At 56.9% G+C, this 24,537-nt stretch carries 18 protein-coding genes and 1 pseudogene; 17 read left to right on the top strand and 2 right to left on the bottom strand.

All coding sequences use genetic code 11. The features are described from left to right. Positions 1–953 precede the first annotated feature (953 nt). The 12 genes from FHW97_RS20755 (at position 954) to FHW97_RS20695 (ending at position 19,200) form a co-directional block, all read left to right on the top strand. Complete coding sequence (locus FHW97_RS20755) at positions 954–4,223, top strand: RHS repeat-associated core domain-containing protein (protein ID WP_171799658.1); 3,270 nt, start codon at positions 954–956, stop codon at positions 4,221–4,223. Between the two features lie 1,227 nt (positions 4,224–5,450). Further along, the gene (locus FHW97_RS20745) at positions 5,451–9,734 is read left to right on the top strand and encodes an RHS repeat domain-containing protein (protein WP_171799657.1); all 4,284 of its coding nucleotides are present in this window, start codon (positions 5,451–5,453) and stop codon (positions 9,732–9,734) included. A gap of 595 nt (positions 9,735–10,329) precedes the next feature. Further along, complete coding sequence (locus tag FHW97_RS20740) at positions 10,330–10,653, top strand: TrbC/VirB2 family protein (RefSeq protein ID WP_255352228.1); 324 nt, start codon at positions 10,330–10,332, stop codon at positions 10,651–10,653. A gap of 60 nt (positions 10,654–10,713) precedes the next feature. Next, entirely contained in the window at positions 10,714–10,947 is a 234-nt protein-coding gene (locus tag FHW97_RS20735; protein WP_054132732.1) for a type IV secretion system protein VirB3, read from the top strand. Further along, the gene (locus FHW97_RS20730; RefSeq protein ID WP_054132713.1) at positions 10,926–13,307 is read left to right on the top strand and encodes a VirB4 family type IV secretion/conjugal transfer ATPase; all 2,382 of its coding nucleotides are present in this window, start codon (positions 10,926–10,928) and stop codon (positions 13,305–13,307) included. The genes FHW97_RS20735 and FHW97_RS20730 overlap by 22 nt, the downstream gene beginning before the upstream one ends. A 3-nt stretch (positions 13,308–13,310) precedes the next feature. Continuing rightward, positions 13,311–14,519: a type IV secretion system protein gene (locus FHW97_RS20725; protein WP_054132714.1), complete on the top strand. Its 1,209-nt coding sequence runs from the start codon at positions 13,311–13,313 to the stop codon at positions 14,517–14,519. Beyond that, positions 14,516–15,343, top strand: a complete 828-nt coding sequence (locus tag FHW97_RS20720) for a virB8 family protein (RefSeq protein ID WP_082350268.1) — start codon at positions 14,516–14,518, stop codon at positions 15,341–15,343. Before FHW97_RS20725 ends, FHW97_RS20720 begins: the two co-directional genes overlap by 4 nt. Then, positions 15,340–16,119: a TrbG/VirB9 family P-type conjugative transfer protein gene (locus tag FHW97_RS20715; protein ID WP_054132715.1), complete on the top strand. Its 780-nt coding sequence runs from the start codon at positions 15,340–15,342 to the stop codon at positions 16,117–16,119. Before FHW97_RS20720 ends, FHW97_RS20715 begins: the two co-directional genes overlap by 4 nt. Further along, positions 16,109–17,179, top strand: a complete 1,071-nt coding sequence (locus FHW97_RS20710; protein WP_169042069.1) for a TrbI/VirB10 family protein — start codon at positions 16,109–16,111, stop codon at positions 17,177–17,179. Before FHW97_RS20715 ends, FHW97_RS20710 begins: the two co-directional genes overlap by 11 nt. Position 17,180: 1 nt before the next feature. Beyond that, positions 17,181–18,149 carry a P-type DNA transfer ATPase VirB11 gene (gene virB11 / locus FHW97_RS20705; RefSeq protein ID WP_054132717.1) on the top strand — a complete coding sequence of 323 codons (969 nt, stop codon included), beginning with the start codon at positions 17,181–17,183 and terminating at the stop codon, positions 18,147–18,149. Then, the gene (locus FHW97_RS20700; RefSeq protein ID WP_156306755.1) at positions 18,146–18,517 is read left to right on the top strand and encodes a TrbC/VirB2 family protein; all 372 of its coding nucleotides are present in this window, start codon (positions 18,146–18,148) and stop codon (positions 18,515–18,517) included. Before virB11 ends, FHW97_RS20700 begins: the two co-directional genes overlap by 4 nt. Before the next feature lie 92 nt (positions 18,518–18,609). Further along, the gene (locus FHW97_RS20695) at positions 18,610–19,200 is read left to right on the top strand and encodes a hypothetical protein (protein WP_156306757.1); all 591 of its coding nucleotides are present in this window, start codon (positions 18,610–18,612) and stop codon (positions 19,198–19,200) included. A gap of 205 nt (positions 19,201–19,405) precedes the next feature. On the opposite strand, the gene FHW97_RS20690 is transcribed toward FHW97_RS20695, so the two are convergent. Further along, complete coding sequence (locus tag FHW97_RS20690) at positions 19,406–19,546, bottom strand: hypothetical protein (protein WP_156306760.1); 141 nt, start codon at positions 19,544–19,546, stop codon at positions 19,406–19,408. Positions 19,547–19,636: 90 nt separating this feature from the next. Here FHW97_RS20690 and FHW97_RS20685 point away from each other — a divergent pair, with 90 nt between their 5' ends. The 4 genes from FHW97_RS20685 (at position 19,637) to FHW97_RS20670 (ending at position 22,274) form a co-directional block, all read left to right on the top strand. Then, positions 19,637–20,014, top strand: coding sequence for a transposase (locus FHW97_RS20685; protein WP_169042068.1), 378 nt, complete (start codon positions 19,637–19,639; stop codon positions 20,012–20,014). Beyond that, entirely contained in the window at positions 20,011–20,358 is a 348-nt protein-coding gene (tnpB, locus tag FHW97_RS20680; protein WP_054132719.1) for an IS66 family insertion sequence element accessory protein TnpB, read from the top strand. Before FHW97_RS20685 ends, tnpB begins: the two co-directional genes overlap by 4 nt. Before the next feature lie 63 nt (positions 20,359–20,421). Then, the gene (locus FHW97_RS20675) at positions 20,422–22,053 is read left to right on the top strand and encodes an IS66 family transposase (RefSeq protein WP_054132720.1); all 1,632 of its coding nucleotides are present in this window, start codon (positions 20,422–20,424) and stop codon (positions 22,051–22,053) included. Then, a complete protein-coding gene (locus tag FHW97_RS20670; RefSeq protein ID WP_054132721.1) occupies positions 22,053–22,274 on the top strand; it encodes a hypothetical protein in 222 nt (73 codons plus the stop codon). The genes FHW97_RS20675 and FHW97_RS20670 overlap by 1 nt, the downstream gene beginning before the upstream one ends. On the opposite strand, the gene FHW97_RS20665 is transcribed toward FHW97_RS20670, so the two are convergent. After that, on the bottom strand, positions 22,241–23,473 hold the full coding sequence (locus tag FHW97_RS20665) for an IS110 family transposase (RefSeq protein ID WP_169042067.1): 1,233 nt from the start codon (positions 23,471–23,473) through the stop codon (positions 22,241–22,243). The two genes, FHW97_RS20670 and FHW97_RS20665, sit on opposite strands and share 34 nt — an antisense overlap. Before the next feature lie 244 nt (positions 23,474–23,717). Here FHW97_RS20665 and FHW97_RS22190 point away from each other — a divergent pair. After that, positions 23,718–23,966 (top strand): annotated as a pseudogene (locus FHW97_RS22190) (transposase); the annotation flags it as partial. Between the last annotated feature and the right edge of the window lie 571 nt (positions 23,967–24,537).

Below are 24,537 nucleotides of genomic sequence, written 5' to 3'. Positions count from 1 at the left end.
AAAATCTAGACTCAGATGATAATAGTATAAGCTACTCAAGTGGCTTGCCGGTAATTTCGGAGAAAGTCCTGTCTATCGGCGGCTCCCAAAATGGCCTTGAGCATATAAGGACTATTACTGGAAATCGATATTGGATTCATAACTATACAATCGCTGTTACCGGCACACTTGGCGGGAATGTCCAGGTAATTATTGGCAGTAGAACTATAAATTTTTCATATAATAGTTCTACGGGTAAATATGTAAATGTTGACGGTGGCGGCGGGATTTTCACAACTGCACTTGTATATACCGATGATAACGGTGATATATACAACTTTAGCCAAGCTTTTACTGGCGTTGATATTCCAATTCCACCGACAACAAGTGTGGTTCAGCGCAATCTTTATGATCCAGTTGGGCCTTACGTTGCATATTGCACTAAGGTTACTCGTGCTGACGGTACGACGGAAGCGCTATATTACACGACGCAGTCAGTCAGGTCTGCGGCTGGAACTGTGACGAATAGCTATAACTTTATCAGGTTGTCACTTGTTGCAAAGTCTACAGGTTATTCTTTAAAATTTGGATACGCAACTAATACTCTGTCAGTGTCTGGGGCTAGCCAAATATCATGGTCTTCCATATCGTCAGTATATGGCGTAAATAATACAATTGATTCATGTTCATCCAGTGGATCTTGTGTTGCTTTTACGCAAAATTGGCCTTACGCTAGTTACAATGTTACTCAGTCATCTGGTGTCTATACAGAGATTTTAACCACCCCGTCCGGGCGTGTAGAAACAATTAAGAGCGACGCATCTGGTCAGAAAGTTGCGTCTATACAAATTGGCTCAAACGCAACAAACACCGTTGCATTGTCTTATGACTCTAGCGGTAGAGTTACTGGACTTTCAAAAAATGGCGTAAACTATACGTACGCTTTTTCCGCTAGTGGATCGACACTTTCAAGCGTGCGATCTGCATCTGGGGCAACGCAATATACAGCTACGGCCGACATTCCGTCGGGCGCATTGCAGACATTCCAGAATGCACTGAATCAGAAAAATACCTACCAATACAATTCTTCCGGGTTGTTGGCTTATGTTGTTCCTCCCGAAGGCGTGATCACATCTGGTTCGCCAACGTCGGGGTATACGAAATATTCTTATGACGCCAACGGGAATGTGACCGAGCAGCGGAGTGTTGCAAAGGTGGCATCGGGTCTGTCGGACATCGTGCAATCATCTGGATATCTGTCGAGCTGTTCTTCAAGAGTGCTGTGCGATAAGCCAAATTGGACGAAGGACGCCAAAGGAAACGAAACCGATTATACTTACGATAGTTCGACAGGATTGGTGACATCGGTTACGGGGCCGGCTGATGCTAATGGTGTGCGTCCACAGACGCGCTATAATTATACGACGATGCAGGCCTATTTCAAGAACAGCTCCGGCTCGATTGTGGCGTCCGGACAGAATGTCTACATGCTGACGTCTATTTCTTCGTGCCGTACGCAAGCTGGGACAGCATTGACCGGGACAGCGGGGGTGGGACCTTTCTCGCTTTCGGGAAGCGCCACTTGCGCCAATAGCGCCGACGAGATTCGGACGACGATCAACTACGGCCCCCAGACCACTGGTGTGGCTAACAACCTATTGCCGATCTCGCGAACCGTCGCGACCGGGGACGGGTCGATCAGCGCTACCACGACCTTTGCCTATGACAACGTCGGCAACGTCATTTCAGCAACAGGCCCGCTTGCAGGTCAGATCTCCTATGCATTCTACGATGCTGATCGCCGTGTGACTGGTGTGATTGGTCCTGATCCCGATGGCTCTGGTACGCGCCAACCGGTGGCGGTGAAATACACGTATAATGCCAATGGTACTTTGGTTCAGACCGCAATCGGAACGGTGCCCAGCCAAGCGATCGACTTGAGCAATTTCAGCGAAAGTTATCATACAGATGTGACTCTGGACGCTTACGACCGTCCGGTGCGTTCGACTGTTGTTGCTGGTGGCACAACCTATGCTGTCAACGATCAGCTCTATGACACCTTGGGCAGACCGTACTGTGCCATTCAATACATGAATCTGTCTGCCATCCCAGGTTCTGCCGCATCGAGTTGCGCGCCGAGCCAGACGACCGGAGTTAGCGGGGCGGATCGGGTGACCAGGCAGGATTTGGATGCGATAGGCAGAGTTTTGGCGGTCACGGAAGGTGTGGGCACTTCTGCCCAATCCACCACCCAGACCAATACCTACACGGCTAACGGCAAACTGGCGTCGGTGAAGGATGGTCAGAACAATCTGACGACCTACGTGTATGATGGCTTCGATCGCCTGTCGCAGACGCGCTACCCTTCTCCGACGCAGGGCGCTGCCTCAAGCTCGACGACCGACTACGAGCAGTTGACCTACGATGCCAATTCCAACGTGACCCAGCGTCGCTTGCGCGACGGCAATACAATCACCTTCACCTACGACAACCTCGGGCGCATGGCCTCGCGCACGCCGAACGGCGAAAACGCGGTAAACTTCAGCTATAATCTGCTGGGCCAAGTGACAAATGTGCAGCGTCCTGGCGACGGGGTCAATTTGTCCTATGCTTACGATGGCCTGGGCCGCCTGAGCAGCGAGACGCAGCCATTCGGGTCGGTCAGCTATCTCTATGACGTTGCCGGCAACCGGACTCGCCTGACCTGGGGCGATACCAACTATGTCACATACGACTACGATCTCGCCGGCAATGTCACCGCAATCCGCGAGAATGGTGCCACCTCGGGCGTGGGCGTCCTGGCGTCCTATAGCTACGACACATTGGGACGCCGCAGTTCCGTCACCTATGGCAACGGTACGACGCGCACATATGCCTATGATAGTGTCAGCCGCCTTGCCGGCCTGAAGCTTGACCTGGGCGGGACGGCCTACGATAATCTCATTGGTGCTGTGGGCGGGACCGGGACTGCGATCGGCTACAATCCTGCTTCGCAAATTACTAGCCTCGTTCGCAGCAATGATGCCTACGCTTGGACCGGAGCCGTGAACACCAGTCGCGCCTATACGACCAACGGGCTGAACCAGTACACTGCCGCGGGCGGGGTCGCGTTTGGCTACGATGGTCGTGGGAACCTGACCTCTTCGGGCAACTCAAGCTACGGCTACGATAAGCTCAACGAGATGACCTCCGGTCCCTCCGCGACGATGCGCTATGACGGGGCGGGGCGCCTGATCGAATATAACGCTCCCGCCTCGACGCGGTTTGTCTATGATGGCACAGCCATTCTGGCGGAAGTATCGGGTTCTTCAGGAGCGACGCTGCGCCGCTATGTGCCAGGCCCTGGCACGGATGAGCCGGTGGTGTGGTACGAAGGCTCGGGCCTGACCGATCGGCGCTTCCTACAGGCCGACGAGCGCGGCTCGATCATTGCCGTGACCGATGGCTCGGGCAACGTCCTGGGCACCAATGCCTATGACGAGTTCGGCATTCCGCGTGCCAACAACATCGGCCGCTTCCAGTATACCGGCCAGGCTTGGTTCCCTGAGGTTGGTCTCGCTTACTACAAGGCCCGCTGGTACTCCCCCAGCCTCGGTCGCTTCATGCAAACCGATCCCATCGGATATAACGATGGGATCAACTGGTATAACTACGTCGGCGGAGATCCGGTTAATGGTACAGATCCTAGCGGAATGTTTGATTTTTGCTGGTATCGTAAATATGGAGCGTCTTTGGCGGGTTCTGATGCGAAATTCAACAATGAAAAAGAATGCGTACATGTAGATGATAGGACTGATACCGTAACACAAGGAGGTGGCGATAAAAAATCTGAATCAAGCAATGGGTCAACTATTGTGGTAAGCAGGCGTCGAGATGAAAAAAGTTTGCCACCGTGCCTTCAGGATTTTTTGAGGGGAAGGATTAAAAGTAATCCGGCTGACATCACGCTACACCGGGGATCACCCTTCGAGTTGACCGAGAACTCAGTTACTATTGGAAATGACGTATATCTCGTAGGAGATATATTTGGAAGAACGGACCGAGCGGCTGAGATTCATAAATTCCACGAAATTCAGCATACTAGCCAAGGTGCTCGAGGTTATAGCACCTTCAACCAAGCCTTCGCCTATGCTGCTTTTGGCAGCCATGATGCGTCGCCGTTTGAGCAGGCGGCGGATAAGTTCGCCCAAGACGCTTACAATGCCTACAAGGCTGCGGGATTGGACAAGACATGTCCATTCTAAGAAATTGGAAGCATGGGCTTTTTGTCTTGGCGATGGTAGGTTGCTCAGCTGGGTGCGATCGTGGCTCTCCTGCTTATCGACAAATCGAGAAATTGCCGTATTCCGAATGGGACCGATATGCGGCCTCGCTCCCTATTGAGAAGCGCCTTGATCTACAAAAAGAAATAATGGAGCGTTCTGGCGCAAATCCCCAGATGACCATAGAGGGTGCGTTTTCTAAGCAGCCGTCTGAAACATATGAAGCGCTTATAAATAGAATTAAGCGGGGGGATCATAGTAGATATTACCTTGGCGTGATATACGAAATCAATCGATCCGATAAGTTCGAAATCTGCTCGCAGCCTGATCGAAGGATTATCCAGTCATATCTGCGGGGGATAGCGGGGTATCCGGGGCAGGAGCGTCAGCAGCCGGATTTCTATAACTGCTGAACCGGTCTTTGTAGGACATCGGAAGCATGGGTCTCGTAATCGTGCAGGTGTGTCGCGAACGCGACGCTGGGACTGTGAGACGGTAGTTTGTGCGCGGGGCGAGCCCTGCGAAAACCGATGAGTCGGACCATGGAGTTGCATGTCGGAATAGATGTTGCCCTGTAAAGCTCATGCCTGTGCATCGTCGACGAGAAGGGCGGAAAAGTGCTGGAAACGACCGTCTCCCGCGATCCTGAGGCAGTCTGCCTGGCTTTGCGAGATTATGTCCAAAACATTAGATGTTTGGTCCCGGGAATTGATGGTGCGGGTATGATGTGAAGCGCTGGGGTTCTTTTGTAATCGCCCGATTGTTACCGCAGCTTATAGGCCTTGACGATTTTGATGGTGGCAGGATCGGAAACAAGGTCCTGCAGGAATTGCTCCCATTCGTCAGGAGATCGCCGTGCGTCGGCGATCATGCTTCGTAATTCGTCGATGGCATTGTCGGTCAGTGCGGTGCGCCATTCGTCCGTAACCGCCCGATTGTTACCGCGGCTTGTGGCGTTTGATGTCTTCGATGGTTTCGGGATCGTCGAAATTGGCGTGCAGGAAGTCGTCCCATACGTCGGGTGAGCTGCGGAGGTCGGCGAGAAGGTCTCACAATTAGACAGCTAGGTCTCTTGGGTTGGTACCACCATTTTGGCAGACGCTCGCTCGAGAAACGTATTGGTAATATACTGTAAAAAATTACAGAAAGTTAATTACTTCCTCCGACTTTTTCGATTTAGTTTGGCGTGTCTTCTGGGGGGGTAATTATATGATGAAGCGGGAAAATTCTCTTTACGCCGTGCTGCTGGGGTCCGCCGCGAGCTGCATTGTGTTTCCCGCGCTTGCGGTTGCGCAAAGCACTGCTCCTGCACCAACTTATAATTCCACGGTGGACAGCAACGGAATCGATCTCTCCAACGGGCAGGTTCGTCCGCATATTGTCGATCTCAGCATAGGCCCGAGTGACGCTCCCCTCCAGCTTATTCGTTCATCGTATACAGCCGATGCCAGAAATTTTCTTATTGCTGTCGCTGGAACTTATAGCGCCACAACGGGAAAACTAAATTCCCCTGTTACAGTTATGATTGATGAAAAGGCGTATACATTTAATTATACAAATGGAGCTTGGGTCGCTCAATACGCGGATGGTTCATCTTTTGACGGAAGTAAGTTTGTAGACCGAGATGGTGTAGTGTACCAATTTTACGCTGTATTTCAAGCAAGTCCGTCATACACACACTATTTGGGGTTTGGGTATTGGCCAGCTCTAATAGGAAGATCTATATCATATCCAGATGGTAGAGTTGTCAACTTAGATTACAATAATTTTCGGGTTCACTCTGGGTCTGGCGCTGCAGGCAGAGATGATTTTTACTATAGACTAAAATCTGTAACTGATAGTCGTGGATATATGTTAAAATATAGCTACGTTTCTGATGTTAATAGTGATACTAATGCAAATTGGGGGGTTCTTTCTTCGGTATCAGCTGTTAATCTTGGATCATACTCATGTGGAATTTCTGACAATACCTGCAATTCGGCGCCGCAGACAGTTCATTATGCATATGCCGGACCGGATTCAGCGGGTAATTATACTTTTACGGTTACTGACCCGCTTGGAAATCAGACCATTGGTACTAATCACGCAAATTATATAGGGGTAAAAACTGCAGGGAGTTCGAACGAAAATATAAAATATTATACGACAACTGGTTCTAATCCATTTTCGGTTTCGATAAATGGCAACGTCTGGAATTATCAATATACCGTTTCAGGGGCAACAAGATTATATAACATAACTAATCCTGATGGTAGTTCAAAATCAATTACGATAGACACAAATTTAATTTTGCCGACAAAATACACAGATGAAAACGCCAAATCTTATTATTTCACATATGATAGTAACTCTCGTTTGGTATATTTTGTGATGCCGGAAGGATCATTTTCGGGGTCTGTTCCGGTGACTGGATATATCAAGTACTCATATGATGCCCGTGGAAATGTTACGGAAATAAGGAAAGTATCTAAGAATCCTTCGGTCGATGCGGATATTGTTCTGACAAAAGGATTTTCCGCAAGTTGCAGTAATGCGGTTAGCTGTAATAAGCCTCTGTGGGAAAAAGACGCACTATCGAACGAGACAGATTACGGCTATGATGCTTCGACCGGTCTTGTAAAATCCGTATTGTTTCCAGCTTCTTCCAGCAATGGTGTGAGGCCTCAGGTAAATTATTCCTACCAAGATATCTATCCCTGGTATCTTAGCGCGACTGGTGTATTAACCCAGGCGGCGGCGCCAATCCACCGTGTGGCGGCCATATCTAAATGCGTCAGTATGTCGTCATGTTCCGGAACGAGTGATGAAATAAGATCTTCGATATCTTATCAGTCTGGATCATCGTCGAGCAAAAGCAATGCCTTGCCTATATCGTACACGAACTCTAATGGGACAGGGTCTGTTTCATCAACTACATCGTTTTCCTATAATGATGCTGGTGACGTGAATTCCCTGACTGGACCTCGATCCGATAATTCATTTTATTCATATGATCTCGATCGCCGTCTTGTGGGCGAGATTGGACCTGATCCGGACGGTTCGGGTACTGGGTTGCCCGTAGCGAAGAAGTATACGTACAACGCTGACGGAGTGCTGACGCAGACTGCGGTTGGAACGGTTCCCAGCCAAGCGACCGACCTCAGCAACTTCAGTGAGAGCTATCACTCCGCCATAACGCTCGATACCTACGAGCGGCCGGTGCGCTCGACTTTGGTCGCCGGAACAACGACCTACGCCGCGAGCGACCAAGTATACGACAGCTTGGGCAGGCCGTACTGCGCCATACAGTACATGAACCTGTCGGCCATTCCCTCCACGGTGGCATCAAGCTGTGCGCCAAGCCAGACGACAGGCAGCAGTGGGGCAGACCGGGTGACCAAGCAGGGCTTTGATCCGGTAGGTCGGGTTTTGGCGGTCACGGAAGGTGTGGGCACTTCTGCCCAATCCACCACCCAGACCAATACCTACACGGCTAACGGCAAACTGGCGTCGGTGAAGGATGGTCAGAACAATCTGACGACCTACGTGTATGATGGCTTCGATCGCCTGTCGCAGACGCGCTACCCTTCTCCGACGCAGGGCGCTGCCTCAAGCTCGACGACCGACTACGAGCAGTTGACCTACGATGCCAATTCCAACGTGACCCAGCGTCGCTTGCGCGACGGCAATACAATCACCTTCACCTACGACAACCTCGGGCGCATGGCCTCGCGCACGCCGAACGGCGAAAACGCGGTAAACTTCAGCTATAATCTGCTGGGCCAAGTGACAAATGTGCAGCGTCCTGGCGACGGGGTCAATTTGTCCTATGCTTACGATGGCCTGGGCCGCCTGAGCAGCGAGACGCAGCCATTCGGGTCGGTCAGCTATCTCTATGACGTTGCCGGCAACCGGACTCGCCTGACCTGGGGCGATACCAACTATGTCACATACGACTACGATCTCGCCGGCAATGTCACCGCAATCCGCGAGAATGGTGCCACCTCGGGCGTGGGCGTCCTGGCGTCCTATAGCTACGACACATTGGGACGCCGCAGTTCCGTCACCTATGGCAACGGTACGACGCGCACATATGCCTATGATAGTGTCAGCCGCCTTGCCGGCCTGAAGCTTGACCTGGGCGGGACGGCCTACGATAATCTCATTGGTGCTGTGGGCGGGACCGGGACTGCGATCGGCTACAATCCTGCTTCGCAAATTACTAGCCTCGTTCGCAGCAATGATGCCTACGCTTGGACCGGAGCCGTGAACACCAGTCGCGCCTATACGACCAACGGGCTGAACCAGTACACTGCCGCGGGCGGGGTCGCGTTTGGCTACGATGGTCGTGGGAACCTGACCTCTTCGGGCAACTCAAGCTACGGCTACGATAAGCTCAACGAGATGACCTCCGGTCCCTCCGCGACGATGCGCTATGACGGGGCGGGGCGCCTGATCGAATATAACGCTCCCGCCTCGACGCGGTTTGTCTATGATGGCACAGCCATTCTGGCGGAAGTATCGGGTTCTTCAGGAGCGACGCTGCGCCGCTATGTGCCAGGCCCTGGCACGGATGAGCCGGTGGTGTGGTACGAAGGCTCGGGCCTGACCGATCGGCGCTTCCTACAGGCCGACGAGCGCGGCTCGATCATTGCCGTGACCGATGGCTCGGGCAACGTCCTGGGCACCAATGCCTATGACGAGTTCGGCATTCCGCGTGCCAACAACATCGGCCGCTTCCAGTATACCGGCCAGGCTTGGTTCCCTGAGGTTGGTCTCGCTTACTACAAGGCCCGCTGGTACTCCCCCAGCCTCGGTCGCTTCATGCAAACCGATCCCATCGGATATAACGATGGGATCAACTGGTATAACTACGTCGGCGGAGATCCGGTTAATGGTACAGATCCCAGTGGGCTTGTGGACATCGTCGTGAATGGAAGCCAAGATAGCGGGAGTGGCGATTCAACAGGCGGTTCAACAGGAGGAGGTGGTGGTGCTATTCCAGCAAATGATATCGATAAGGCAAATTCATCAAGTTTCTACAAGCCTATTGTTGTCACAGCAATTAAGGGAAAAATTTCGGTTTCTGGCGGAGTAATTTCGATATCAAGTCTCAGCCTTTCATCTAATTTTAGTGCTGGATTACGCCAAAGTGGGAACAAGAATTTTTGGCAAAGTCGAACGTTTTGTGCGGCTAAAGTCGGGCTTGGTCTTGGGCTAGATATTGGTGGAACTGTTGCCAGCGCCGTCCCAGGATTTTCTCAAGGGCTGGCCTTAACGCAGCTAGGTTTTGCCGCTGGGGCAATAATTTACTCGGCGGCCACCGTTAACAAAGGAGCTCTGGGCGTTGCAGGCGGCGGTTATGCAATTACAATGGTCGGCTTTGCAACCAAGGAGGGGTCAATCGCTGCGAAGGCTGTTCCTGTAGTTGGTGCTCTGCTGGCTGGAGCGCAAACAATCAAAGACGCTATGAGCGCCAAGGAAGATTATGAGAACTGTCTTGCGGGGAAGTGATGATGAAAATCATTCGAAAAATATTTTCCAACGATAATTATCTTGGCATACAAGCCATCATATCAGTTGCTGTCCTGTATGGATTATACAGCATTCTTTGTGTATACTTTTATAGCAAATGGCCAAAAGTATTTTTTTTGTTGAGTATTAGTTTGGTGTCATTTTGCCTAATTTATAAGAAATTTATCAGAAAAATTTGGTTTTCATTGTTTATGTTTGCTGTCATAACGTTGAATGCCGCGATCGTCATTTATTTTTCATTATATGAAATAAATAGTTATATAATATATTATCCGTTTCTGCTTTCGGAGATAATTGCTTTTGATTTTATGAGGCGTATTCTAGATCTTGGTTAAAATAATCTTCGTCAGACACCTAGAATTTCGCGGAGTCTCCGAAAATTCACGGCTTGACCGTTCTTGCCTAGGCGTCCGACTTTCAGGTCAAACTTTTACGCGAAGGCGTCCAGCTTTGTGGGGCGATCAGTGTCGTAAAAATCTTGGGTGAGGTAAATCTTGCTATGAGCGTCTCCCTTTGTCGGACAGATATTGCTTTTCTTCAAGGGGTGTCATCAACAGGGTAAATGGGGACGAATATGACGCGTCAGATGGAATGCTTTGGCTTTGCGTTGGCTGTTTTCGTGATGCTGCTTGGGCAGCGGGCTCTGGCTGCCGTGCCGGGAGATCCACAGGGTTCGGGCGTGCTCATATCGGCGGTGAGTTGGTTGCAAGGGACATTGATGGGGACCGTGGCTACCGTCGTTGCTGTGATCGCCATTGCGGCCGTTGGCTTCGGCATGCTGACTGGACGTATCAACTGGCGTCACGGCGCTGTCGTGGTGCTCGGCTGCTTCATCTTGTTCGGTGCAGCCAGCATCGTCGGGGGTATCCGCGCTGCAGCGACCGCAGGGCAGTATTGATCCGTCGTGTCGGGCAACCTCCGCCGTGACACGGTGTTTGTCGCGCTCACGCGGCCGCAGATGTTTGCCGGGGTGACCTACAGCTTCTTCGTCATCAACGGCATCCTGTGTGCCGAGCTTTTCCTGATTTTTCGGTCCGTTCTGGCATTGCTGGCTTGTGTGGCGGTCCATCTGGCAGGAATGGTGCTGTGCCGGCATGAGCCGCGCTTCCTCGAGCTGTGGATTCTGCGCGTCAGCCGGTGTCCACGGGTGCACAATCATAAGCTGTGGCAATGCAACTCCTACCGCCCCTGACGGTCGATCCCAAAGTTATTGCGCGTGAGGCCTCGGCAGGCGTGCATCTGCCCTATGGGCGGCATGTCGACGATGTCACGATCGAGACGCGCGACGGTCTGCTGATGCAGACGATCCGCTTGGGTGGCTTGCTATTCGAGACGGCCGATACGCAGGACATCAACTATCGCGCCGAGATGCGCGACGCGATGCTGCGCGCGATCGGGTCGTCGCGGTTCGCCGTCTATCACCATGTCATTCGCCGCAAGGTACAGCCCGATCTGGATGCGCAGTTCGGCGACGCGTTTTCCCAGGATCTCCACGTACGCTGGAGCAATCTGCTCGAAACCCGCGAACTTTACGTCAACGAGCTATTCTTGACGATTGTGCGCCGTCCCGTCCGTGGCCGGCTTGGCATGTTCGAGCGCTTGGGCGGCATATTGCAGAGGCAGAAGCAGGCAGGCGGCACCAGCGCGCAGGTCGCCGGCGAAGTGCGCCAACTCGATGCGGCGCGCGATGCCTTGATGGCGGCGCTTTCCAGCTATAGCCCCAAATTGTTGCGGGTCTACGATACCCCCGTTGGCTTCCGCTCCGAGCCACTGGAATTCCTCTCCTGCCTCTACAACGGCGATCTACGCCCGGTCGGTCTGCCGCAAGGAGATATCGGCCATTATCTGCCGTACCGCCGCGTGAGCTTTGGCCAGGATGCGTTCGAACTAGGTCAGGCCGGAGACCAGGCGAGGCTGTTCGGCGCGGTGGTCTCGATCAAGGATTATCCGGGGCAAAGCATGCCCGGCATGTTCGACGAACTCTATCGCCTGCCATTCGACATGACCGTCAGCCAGTCCTTCGCTTTTGTCGATCGACAGGAAACCCTCGGGCGGATGAACCTGGCGCTGCGGCGCATGCGTTCGACCGAGGATGAAGCCGTCAGCCTGCGCGAGGAATTGCGCGTGGCGAAGGACGAGGTCGCGGCCGGCCGGGCAACCTTCGGCGAGCATCATGCGACGATTGTGCTCTATGCCGAGAACCTGGCCACGCTCGACAAGCAGGTGGCCGAAGTGCTCGCGGTGTTGGGCGATCTCGGCATGGTCGGCGTACGCGAGGATATCGCGCTCGAGCCCACGTTCTGGGCACAGTTCCCCGGCAATTTCCGCTATATCGGCCGGCGCGCGCTGGTCTCGGCGCGGAACTATGCGGGGCTTGCCAGCCTGCACAATTTCCCCGTTGGCCAGGCCAAGGGCAATCATTGGGGCGATGCCGTCACCCTGTTCGAGACGACGGCGGCCGGGCCCTATTTCTTCAATTTCCACCAGAACGACCTGGGCAATTTCACAATCATCGGCCCCTCGGGCTCGGGCAAGACGGTGGTGCTCAATTTCCTGCTTGCCCAGGCGCGCAAGTTTACGCCGCGCATTATCTTCTTCGACAAGGATCGCGGTGCCGAACTGTTCATCCGCGCCATCGGCGGGCAGTACGATCAACTGCGCGCAGGGTTGCCATCCGGGCTCAATCCGCTGCAATTGCCCGATACGGCGGTCAATCGGGCATTCCTGACCGAATGGATCACGCTGCTGGCCGGCGGGATCGATGCCGAGGAAGCCGAAGCGGTGCGCGCGGCGATCGACGCCAACTTTGCCCAGCCTGCAGAATTCCGGCGGCTGCAATATCTGGTCGAACTGTTCCGCGGCTATGCCCGTCCGCACGCCCGCGATCTGTGGTCCCGTCTGCGGCCCTGGTGGGGCGATGGCGAGCGCGCCTGGCTGTTCGACAATCCCGAGGACCGCACCGATCTGGCGGCGGAAACCGTCGGCTTTGACATGACTGCGATCCTCGACGATCCGGTGCTGCGCACGCCGGCCTTGCTCTACTTCTTCCACCGCGTGGAAGAGCGGCTCGACGGATCGCCCGCGATCATCGTGGTCGATGAAGGCTGGAAAGCCTTGGACGATGAAGTCTTCGTGCGCCGCATCAAGGATTGGGAAAAAACCATCCGCAAGCGCAACGGCATCGTCGGCTTTGCCACGCAAAGCGCGCAGGATGCCCTGGAAAGCCGCATCGCCAGCGCGATCATCGAGCAGGCGGCGACGCAGATCTTCATGGTCAATCCCAAGGCGCGGGCCGAGGACTACATCGGCGGCTTTGGCCTGACCCAGCACGAGTTCGACCTGATCCGCGCGATGCCTGACAGCCAGCGCTGTTTCCTGATCAAGCACGGTAACGACAGTGTGGTGGCGCGGCTCGATCTCTCAGGGCAGAAGGATATCCTCACGATCCTGTCAGGGCGGGAAGCCAATGTGCGCCTGTTGGACGCCTTGCGCAGTGATCTGGGCGACGATCCGCAGGATTGGCTGGCGCCTTTGCTGGAAAGGGCGGCTTGAGCGATGGCTTGCCCTTCCGTCACCACCGGCCAGCAGTTTCTTTCCTCGATGCTGGCGCATGTGGATTGCCAGGCGACGACATTGGGTTCGGTTGGGTTCCAGTCCCTGGCTCAACCGGGTGGCCTGGGGCAAACGGTTGTCACGACTTTGCTCACTTTGCTCATCGCGACGTTTGCGATCCGCTTGCTGGCGGGGTGTGGCGTGTCCGGCAGCGATCTAATCGGCACGTCGCTCAAGGTCGGCATTGCCCTTACGCTGGCGGCCAGTTGGCCTGCGTTCCGCATCGTGATCTATGATTTGGTGCTGCATGGCCCGGCCGAACTGGCAGCCGGTTTGCATGTCGACAACCAGCTGCCGGGCATGGGGCAGGGCATGGCCATGCGGCTTCAGGCGGCCGACGACGGGATCATGGCGCTGACTACGCAAGGCACCGGGCGCGAAGTCTATGCTCCGGTCGCGGACGGTGGCACGACGTTCAAGGCGATTGCCCTCGACGACCATCCCGCCCTGGGGTGGGCGAGGGTGGCCTTTCTGGTCGGCACTTTGGGGCCGCTGGTAGCCATTCGCCTCGTTGCGGGGTTGCTCCTCGCACTGGCACCTGTGATGGCCGGGGCGCTATGGCTTGGAGCGACGCGCGGTCTTTTCGCCGGCTGGGCGCGCGGTCTGGTCCTATGCCTGATCGGGTCACTAGGCTTGACGGTGGTCTATGCTGCTGAACTTGCCGTGCTCGAGCCTTGGCTGGCCGGCGCGCTGCAATTGCGCGATGCGGGTTATGCCACGCCCGCAGCGCCTACCGAACTGCTGGTCATCACCCTTTCGTTCGCCATCGCAGCGTTGATACTGATCAGCATCCTGGGACGCGTGGCGTTTCAGCGGGGATGGGCCGATATGCAACCGGCCGTGGCGGGCGAAACACGATCGCATGTTTTCGGCTCGTCTATTTTCGGGCAACGAGGCCGCTTCTCAGGACGCACCACCGTCAGCGATAGTCCTGCCCTCTTGATGGCAGAAAGCAGCAGCGTGGGAGTTAGCGGCGGCGCCGCGCCACCGGCGCGCGTGCCGATCCTGGTCGAGCGAGAACGTACCGCCACGGGTTCCGGCACTGGAGAGCCGCAACCCGTGCGTGCTGGTGAACCCGCACTTGGAGAAACGTACCGGCGCGCTACGCGCCGCGTCACGGCCGCAGGCCAGCGGCGAGATGGGAAACGATGAAACCGGAACGCAAGAAAGACCTGGACGCCTACTATCGCGAGGCAGCGACCTGGGCTGAAGATCGCGATGCACGCGACCAGCGTTCGCGGCGTATCGCGTGGTGGGTTGCGGGCGGAGCCTCGTTCGTCGCCATTGCCGAGGCGTTTGCGCTGGTTGCCTTGGCTCCGCTCAAGACTGTCGAGCCATACACGCTGCTGGTCGACCGCCAGACCGGCTATGTCGAAGCCCTCAAGCCGTTGGAACGCCAATCGATCGCTCCCGATGCTGCGCTGACGCGGTCTTTCCTGGTGCAATATGTGATCGCCCGCGAAAGCTTTGATCTGGGCAGTATCAAGGCGAACTACCGCAAGACTGCGCTGTGGTCTGCGCCCGAGGCGCGCGCCGCTTATATCGCCGCCACGCAGGCGACCAATCCCACCAGTCCTTTGGCGTCGCTGCCGCGCACCGCACAGATCGAAGTGCAGGTAAAGAGCGTGTCTTCGCTCGGGCCGGCTACATCGCTGGTGCGCTTCCGCACGCATCGTGCCGATCTTGCGGCTTCTGCGGCGGCAGATCAGGACTGGGCGGCGGTGATCAGCTATCGCTATTCGGGTGATCCGATGACGGTGCAGGATCGCCTGATCAATCCGCTCGGCTTCCAGGTCACGCGCTATCGGCGCGATGCCGAGAACATTCCCGATACGGCGCCTGCCTCGCTCAGGGTGCCTGCACCAACGGTAGTTCCGACTGTGCCCGCTGCCCTGCCCACACCCGGCGTGGCGACCTCAGCGCCGCCGCCTGTCATTCCGATGGCAAAGGCCGGCGCTTCGGCGAAAAAACCATGAGCGCGCGCGGCGCACTATGCCTGCTGACCCTGGCGCTGGCAGTGCCCATGAACGCCTATGCGCAAGCCCGCGCCTGGCCTGTGCCGAGTGCGGGCGATTCCCGGATACAGACCGCCATCTGGCATCGCGACGAGATGGTCCATGTCCGAGTTGGCTCGGCCACGCCGCTGACCATGCAGTTCGGACAAGACGAGCATATCACCAATGTGACCTTGGCCGATGCCAGACCATGGGCCGTGACCGTGGCGCGCGATGCCGGCAGCCTTACCGTGCGGTTTCTATCCAGCGCGGTTATGACCACCATGATCGTGCGGACCGATCGCAGGACTTATCTGCTCGAGTTGGAACCCAGTGATGCGTTCGCGGCGACCATGCTGCGCTTCTCGGTCGTTGCCAATGCGTCGCCGCCGCCTGTGCAATCGCAAGGGCAGTTCGCCCCGCAAGCCCAGTTCCTCCCGCAATTGCAGGCTGCGAAAGCTAAAGCGGCGGCACAGCGCTATCGTGTGACGGGCGATAAGGCGCTTCAGCCTGATTCCATCGCGGACGATGGTCAGCGCACCTACATTCGCTGGTCGGAAGACAAGGCGTTGCCGGCTGTCTTTGCCGTGGACGAGACCGGTCGCGAAATGACGATCGACGGGTTTATGCGCGATGGTGCCTATACCATCGATCGGGTCTGGCCGGAGTTGGTCTTTCGGATAGACCGGCACAAGGCGGTAGCCGTGCGGCTGACTATAACCGGTCCCAAGGCGGGGGAGAATGCCAATGGCCACTGACGACATCCGGCCACAGGTTGCGGTGCGGTCTGGCAATCTTGGCATCTGGGCATTCGGCGCAGCGGCAATGGTCGGCGGCGCAATGCTGTTCATGACACTCGACGCGCATCGCCAGGCGCTCAACGCGCCGGCAACCCGCGCTTCCCCGCAGGACATGGCGGTGCCCGGAACCGCGTTTCCCGATCTTCAGGTGCCTTATGCCGAATCACAACCAGCACCTCTCGTGGCAATGCCTCCGGCAACGGCGATGCCCATCGGGACAGCGCAACCAACAATGCTTCCCACCTCACCATCGGTCGTTGCGGCAACACCTTCACGTACGCGATGGGATAACGCGCCGCTACACCCGCCGATTGCGTCTGGCTCCGGCGGTTCATCAGTCACGGGCCCGACCACTGTGTTCGATGCCCCGCCACCACCGTCCAGTGCACCCTCGGCTCCATCCGCAGCGGGGGAAGGCGCAAGCCCGACCAGTGGTCCCGAGCGCGTCAAGGCCACTCGCCTGCTCAACCCCGCCACCACCGTCACGCAAGGTTCCGTGATCCAATGCGTGCTTGAAACGGCCTTGGACACGACCAAGCCGGGCCTCGCCCGCGCCATCGTCTCGCGCGATGTGCGCGGATTTGACGGCTCGCAAGTGCTGGTGCCGCGTGGCAGCCGCCTCATCGGCGAATATCAGTCCGATGTCGCCAGCGGACAAAGCCGCGCCTTGATCCGGTGGACACGGCTGATCCGTCCCGATGGCGTGACGATCGCGCTACAATCGCCCTCGGCCGATACGCTTGGCCGTGCCGGGGTCAAGGGTAAGGTCAACAGTCACTTTCTGGAGCGCTACGGTGGGGCAATCCTCCAATCGGCACTCAACGTTGGCATGAATGTGGCTACCAGCAAGCTGGCCGACGGCACTTATATCGTCGGCTGGCCAGGGGTAACCACGCCAACCACCGGCTCGACCGGCGGAGCGAACGTGCGGAGCACCGTGACGGTCAAGCAGGGGGCGAGCGTTTCCGTCTTCGTCGCCCGTGACCTGGATTTTTCGTCGATAGACGAGAGACCGTGATATGCACGGTCGGGCCGGACACTATCTGACCGCGTCGCTGGCGCCGCTAGCGCCGTTCCTCAATCAGAGCGACGTGACCGATATTTATGTCAATCAGGCTGGCGAAGTCTGGACCGAAACTCTGGGTGGCAAAATCGAGCGGCACGAAGTGGCAGACCTGGACGAGGCTGCGTTGCTGCGAATGGCTCGGCAGGTAGCGGCCTGGTCGAACCAAGGCATCAGCCGTGAGCATCCATTGCTGGCCGCGAGCCTGCCCGATGGTTCGCGTATTCAGGTCGTGATGCCGCCGGCAACGCGTACTGGCGTGGCTTTAGCTATCCGCCGCCACGTCATACAGAGCTTGACGCTGGACAATTATCCCATGGTCGATAGCCTTATGCCAACTCGCTCAAGGCAAACGACGGCGTCCGACAGGGGCCATGAAGTTGGACGTGGTCACGCAGCGCGATTGCGCCAGGCCGTAAGAGCCCGGAGAAACATTCTCATCTCAGGCGGCACGTCGACGGGCAAAACAACATTCCTCAATGCGCTGATGCGGGAGATTGATAGCAAGGAGCGCTTGATTGCTATTGAGGACACGCCGGAAATCGCCCTGGACCAGCCCAACAGCCTTGGATTGCTGGCAGCGCGCAACGAATTGCGCGAAGCTGCCGTGAGCACGGACGATCTGCTCAACGCAGCTTTGCGCATGCGTCCCGATCGCATCATCGTTGGCGAACTGCGCGGTCGCGAGGCTTATACATTCCTGCGCACAGTCAACACCGGCCATCCTGGCTCGATGAGCACAATCCATGCCGACAGTCCAGAAGGGGCCATCAAGCAACTCGCGCTCCTAATTCTGCAGACGGGCGCGCGATTGAGCTGGGAAAACATCGTCCATTATGTGCAATCGACCGTCGACGTGATCGTGCAACTCGAACGCATAGCTGGGCGTCGGCATATCGCCGCCATTTGGAGCAATCGGACATGAACGCTGGAACCGCGTCACTGTTTGAACCGGCCCACATTCAAGCTTTTGGCGTCGTAGCAGATTGGCTGCGGGAAGTGTTGTCTGGCAGCTTGGCAACGGCGCTGTGTGTTGTAGCGATAAGTTTGGTCGGGCTCTCTCTGTTTCAGGGACGGTTGCGCTTGCAGCGCGCAGCTTTGGTTGTTGTGGGAATATTCCTGTTGCTGGGCGCACCGATGATCAGCGCTCGTATCATCGGAAATCTGCATCCGGCGTTGCCTGCCAGCACAGATACAACGTTCGTACCTCCGCCTGCGATTTCTCAAAACAGACCTGCATTGTCTCCTAATGGATTCGATCCCTACGCTGGCGCATCTGTGCCAATGCAATAATTTTGGCATATAGGTTAAATTGAGAAAAAAGTTAAATTAAAATTTTTTCTTTCCCGAAAATATGTAATTTTTCAAAATAAAAGGAATTAAGAATGAAGAAATTTACCGCTGCTTTGGTAGTTTTAATTAATTGTTATATCATTGATAATGCAAGTGCGGCGCAAAATATGTCTTATGTCTATGACTCGAAAGGGAGTTTGATATATTCAGAAAATCAAGGTAATTCTGGTGGAAATCAAAAGGCTTATAGTTACGATCAAGCTGAAAATAGAAATGTAATAACTGTAGTTGATACGAGTGGTGCAAGCTTACTGGTTTATAGATTTTATCAAGGTCCTTCACATTTCTATACAAATTATTATCCAGAGGGTGCCAATGTTGGGTTCAAATTTGAAGGATATGGTTTCCTTGTTTATAAGTTCTCTGCATCTGGAATGCATCCACTATACCGTTGCTACAACGCATCAAATCAGGTTCGCTTAATTTCCGTTCAGCAGAACTGTGAAGGTTTGAGTAATGAGGGGGCTTTTGGGTATGCGGCTGACAACTCCTCTTCAGGATTGGTTCCGCTATATCGATTTCACAATTCCAGTGCCACAGATTTTCTGACTACCGAAACATATGATGAGGGTGTAAATGCGGGTTACGTGTACGAAGGAATTTTAGGTTACGTTCCCCAGTAAGAATGTTCTGAACATATTTTATTGCAAATTTTATTATGGCTAGGCGGCGTGGACAAATTCCACAGCGCCACGGTTGCTCTATAAAGGGCGCTGGGGATGCGCTGATCTGATCCCGGAAAACTGGATCGTTTTGAGTTAGAGTTTTCCGCCGTAATCTCTCCCTGGCTGGGAGTGCTCTGCCACCTGAAAAGTAATCGCCCGATTGTTACCGCAGCTTGTAGGCCTTGACGATTTCGATGGTGGCAGGATCGGAGACAAGGTCCTGCAGGAATTGCTCCCATTCGTCAGGAGATCGCCGTGCGTCGGCGATCATGCTTCGTAATTCGTCGATGGCATTATCCGGCATGATGGTAACCGCCCGATTGCTACCGCCTCGCATGGATAAGCCATGTCGTTATTGACGTCGTTATGTACGTCATGAGCGATGGAGGCCGGCGTGGCGGTGCTCGAGGTTTTGAATGTTGAACGGCGGCGGCGTTGGTCGGATGCGGCGAAGGCGTCGATCCTGTCCGAGGTTGGCATTGATGGCTGGACGGTGAGCGATGTTGCGCGCCGTCACGACGTGACGCGGCAGCATTTGTACCAGTGGCGGCGGGATTTGCGGCAAAAGGGGGTGTGGCCTGGCCGCGGCGGCGAGGCGTTTGTGGCGGTCGAGCTGCTGCCTGTGCCCGCAGATGCGGGTGGGCCCGCAACGTGCGAGGCGTCGACGTCCGAGGTGACGATCATTCTGGGCAACGGCCGGCAACTACGGTGCCGCGAGACGATCGGCGATGCCGAGCTGAGCCGGTTGCTGCGCGTGCTGGGGGCGGCGTGATCGGGCCTGGCGCCGGCGCGCGGGTCTATCTGGCGTGTGGCGCGACTGATATGCGCAAGAGCATCACGGGCCTTGCCGTTCTGGCGCAGGAACACTTGCGGCAGAACCCCGCCAGCGGCGCGGTCTTTGCGTTCCGCGGCCGCAAGGGCGATCGGATCAAGTTGCTTTACTGGGACGGGCAGGGTTTTTGCCTCTATTACAAGATCCTGCAGAAGGGCCGGTTTCCCTGGCCCGGCAGCGGCGATGCGGTGGCGCGGCTGACCTCGGCGCAACTGGCCATGCTGTGGGAAGGGATCGACTGGCGGCGGCCGTCATGGGGGGCGCCGCCGGCACGCGTTGGGTGATCTATCAGGCTGATTTTGGGTATTTTTCTGGTGGATTGACGACAATTCTGCTATCCCGTGGGCATGCCATCGATCGCCGCATCACTGCCCGATGATCCCATCGCGCTCAAGGCGATGGTGGCGGCTTTGCAGGCGCAGAACAGCGCCTTGTCGGCCACGGTGCGCGTCTTCGAGCAACATATCGCCGACCTACAATTGCGCATCGCCAAGCTCAAGCGGCAGGCGTTCGGCAAAAAGTCCGAGAAAGTCGAGCGCGAGATCGAACAACTCGAACTCGCGCTCGAAGGCCTGCTGATCGCCAGGGCCGAGGCCAGTCTGGCCCCGGCAAGCGATGATGATGACGCGCCCGAACCGGCCCGGCCCGCGGCGGCAGCGCGGGCGCCGCGCCGCCGTCCCCGCGTCTCGGCCGAGACCCCGCGCGAACGCCGCGAACTCGATCCCGGTGCGGCCTGCCCCGATTGCGGCGGCACCCTGCGCGTGGTCGGCGAGGACGTCAGCGAGATGCTGGACCTGATCGCCGCCCGGTTGAAGGTCATCGAGATCGCGCGGATCAAGAAGTCCTGTCGCGCCTGCGAGCGGATGGTGCAGGCGCCGGCATCGAGCCGGCCGATCCCTGGCAGCATGGCGACCGCCTCGTTGCTGGCGTATATTCTGGTCTCCAAGTTCGATGATCACCTGCCGCTGTACCGGCTGAACGAGATCTTCGCGCGCATGGGCGCGGATATCCCCGACAGCACGATGGCCGACTGGTGTGGGCGTACCATGAAGCTGATCCTGCCATTGATCGAGCGGATCGAGGGTCACGTCCTGGCGCATGACCTGCTGCATGCCGACGATACGCCGATCCGGGTGCTCGATCGCAGCCTGCGCACCGCCGGGGTTGGCGGGCAAATCGGCAAAGGCGTGCGCAAAGGGCGCATCTGGGCCTATGTCCTCGACCAGCGGCCGTGGGCCGGGCTGGCCCCGCCAGGTATCGCCTACAAGTTCGCCGCCGACTGGAAGCAGGAACACGTGCTCGCGCACTTGCGCGATGCACGCGGTATCCTCCAGGCCGATGCGTACAAGGGCTATGCCAAACTTTACGCGCCGGGACCTAATGGCACCGCGCCATTCCGCGAGGCGGCGTGTTGGGCGCATCTGCGCCGTGATTTCCATGACCTGTGGGTCGGTGCCAAGTCGCCAATCGCCCGCGAGGCTCTCGATCGCATCGGTGCCCTCTACGATATCGAGGCGCAGATCATGGGGAAAAGCGCCGCCGATCGGCTCGCTACGCGTCAGGCCCAGAGCAAGCCCAGGGTCGAGGCTTTCCACGCATGGGCTCAGGCCCAACTGACCAGACTTCCCATCAAGGGCGACCTCGCCAATGCCTTCCGCTACGCGCTCGCACGCTGGCCGGCCTTCTGCTTGTTCCTCGAGGATGGCCGCGTCGCCATCGACAACAATGCGGCGGAACGGGCGCTCAAACCCATTGGAATCGGCAGAAAGAACTGGTTGTTCGCCGGGGCCGACACCGGCGCCGAAACTCTCGCGCGGGCAATGACCATCATCGAAACTGCCAAGATGAATGGCCTCGATCCGCAAGCCTACCTTGCCGACGTGCTGGCGCGCATCAACGATCACAAGATCAACCGGCTCGACGAATTGTTACCCTGGAATTGGAGCCCGCTGCTGCCGGCAGCAAAGGCTGCTGCCTGATGCCCACCGTCCGCCATGTCTTCATGCTCGATTATGTCGCCGACATCCTGGGCGAGCACCCTGAACTCATCGACGCCATCGTCAGCAATGACGATAATCTGACCTACGGCTCGATCATCTCCGTTGGTTTGGGTCCGGACGAATGGCGCACCGCACTGACCGACACGGATGTTGTAGAAAAGCCCTTTCAAGCAGGTGCAGGCATTTTCTTCTCCCGCTGAGGCCGGTTGCGAGGCTTGGCTCGCCACCTCGAGGTGAAGCCAGCGTACTCTTCCTCAGCCTCCTCAACGCGCACCCGTTCGGCGGCCCGCCTCTCCGGGATGTTGTAATCGTAGGCCGCACCACGCTTGGAGTGCTCTGGCGGCAATCCTGCCTTGAGCTCGATGCTGCGGAACTTGCGGGCCAGCGGCGCCGGTCGCACCCAGATGTAGTCCTCGCCTTTGGTCAGCATATGCCAGATGATCATGGCGAGCTTGCGTGCCGTGGCGACGGCGGCGATCGGCTTCCCCCTCTTGGCTGCTACCCTCTGGAAGAATGCGCGTAGCGGGCCCGGCGAACGCGCTGCTGCCCATGCAGCTTCAACGAGCATTCCGCGAGCCTGGCCCCGGCCCTGCTTGGTTATCCGCCCATGATAGGCAGGCCCCTCACCAGACTGACGCGTACTTGGGTTCAATCCGAGGTAGCCGACCAACTTCGTGGGATCGTTAAAGCGTCGCACATCGCCGATGGCGGCCGCTACGCCGGATGCGACGGTCATATCGACGCCGGGTAGCGTCATCAGGCGTCGGATGGCCGGGTCAGCCATGGCCACTTTGGCTATATCGGCCTCTACGTCCTTGAGGGACCCTTCGATGAGATCAATCTGGGCCAGGTGACGTTGAACGGCAGCGCGTTCGTCTTCGGGAAGGCGTTGGGCAGCAATCCACTTCCGGCCGCTTATGCCGGTCAGGTTGCCGTGCGGGCACGGCGGGATCAGATGGGCATGCAGGATCGACTGGATGAGGTTCTTCAGGCGCACTCGCTGGCGGATCAGCTGGGTGCGGCGGGCCACCTGTCGTCGAAGGGCGAGTGTTGCTCCGTCGGGAACCCAAACTTCCGGCAGGAAGCCCGATGCATAGAGCTTGGCCAACACCGCAGCATCGATCGCATCGGTCTTGACCTTGGCATGCGCAATCAGTCTGACCTGCTTCGGGTTGGCGATGACGACGCGATCGACGTGCGGGGCAAGGACCTCGACCACGGCTGCAGCGTTGCCAGTCGCCTCGACGATGACGTGATCGTCATGCGTGAGCTGCGTCCTAGCGAACTCCGCCAGGCGCTCGCGTAACATGGGAATGCGGCCGAGCTTCACCAACTTACCATCGAGCAGCGCCACGGCCTCTGCCGCTACCCGGTGAATGTCCATGCCGACAATCCGCATAGCCTCCTCCTTGGTCCAACAAGGTTCAGGGAGCTGGCGGGCGACACGACAATTACGGATCCGCGCTCGCAGCGCATCCGGGCTAGTCGCAGGGGCGGCCAGATAACGACCTCGAGCTCGCAGCTCATGTCTGTGCGACGGCCTGCCCGCACTTTCCGTGCTCCCGGTGCCCCATGGCCCGGATCAGCAGAACCTAGCAGGTCGTGCTGACCTCAGGAACGAGTCACCGACATGCATCATGCCGGATAACGCCTACATCAAAGCGTTCAACAGCAAGCTACGCAGCGAATGCGTGAACACGCACTGGTTCCTGTCGCTGGAAGACGCTTGCGAGAAGCTGGACCGCTGGCGTAGACACTACAACGAAGAGAGAGCGCACAGCGCGATCGGGAATATTCCCCCGCTCATGCTGGCAAACCCGGCCGGAGCCACCAGCCCTCCGGCCCCGGATCAGGCCGAAAACTCTAGACCCGAGCGGTCCAAGGTTGGGTAGCAGAGCACAAACCGGTGGACTCTCGTTATGACCGCGGGACCAGCGGGGGGCAGGTCATCCACCTTCGCCGGCATCCGGCGCAACTCCGTAACTGCGGGTTGGCGGCTTTTCTTCGGCATCGGCTTCAGCGCGGCATCGACCTTCTCTCAAGGATCGGCTTGGGCAATGCCACTGGGGTACGCATAAGCGTACACGTTGCGAAACAGAGGTTGTCCTGCGGCCAGAGTTCCCTGCCAGCGCTTCGTCGTGCATCTCGGGCGCTCCAACGATCCGGCCGATAGTGGGGTACAAATTGGGGTATTGTCCAAGGAAATTGGAATATTCTTAAAAAATCAATAATATGTGGATTATTGAATGACCGGATAAATCCTGCCCCCGCAACCATCTCTCAATCATGCCAAACCGCCTCAGGTCAGCCCGAGGCGGATTTTTTGTGCCGTTTTTCCGTAGCTTATCTCCGAGTCGCGAAGTCTCAAGGTAAGCGACGTTCTCAGGCCACGGCGATCCAGGGCATGAGTTCGCCGACGGCGTTGGCTGGATGACTGCTGGCGAGCTTGGCGAGGGTCTGAGC

This window comes from Novosphingobium sp. SG754, from assembly GCF_013149315.1.
GTDB classification, from domain to species: Bacteria; Pseudomonadota; Alphaproteobacteria; order Sphingomonadales; family Sphingomonadaceae; genus Novosphingobium; species Novosphingobium capsulatum.
This window is presented reverse-complemented; position numbering and strand designations above follow the sequence as displayed.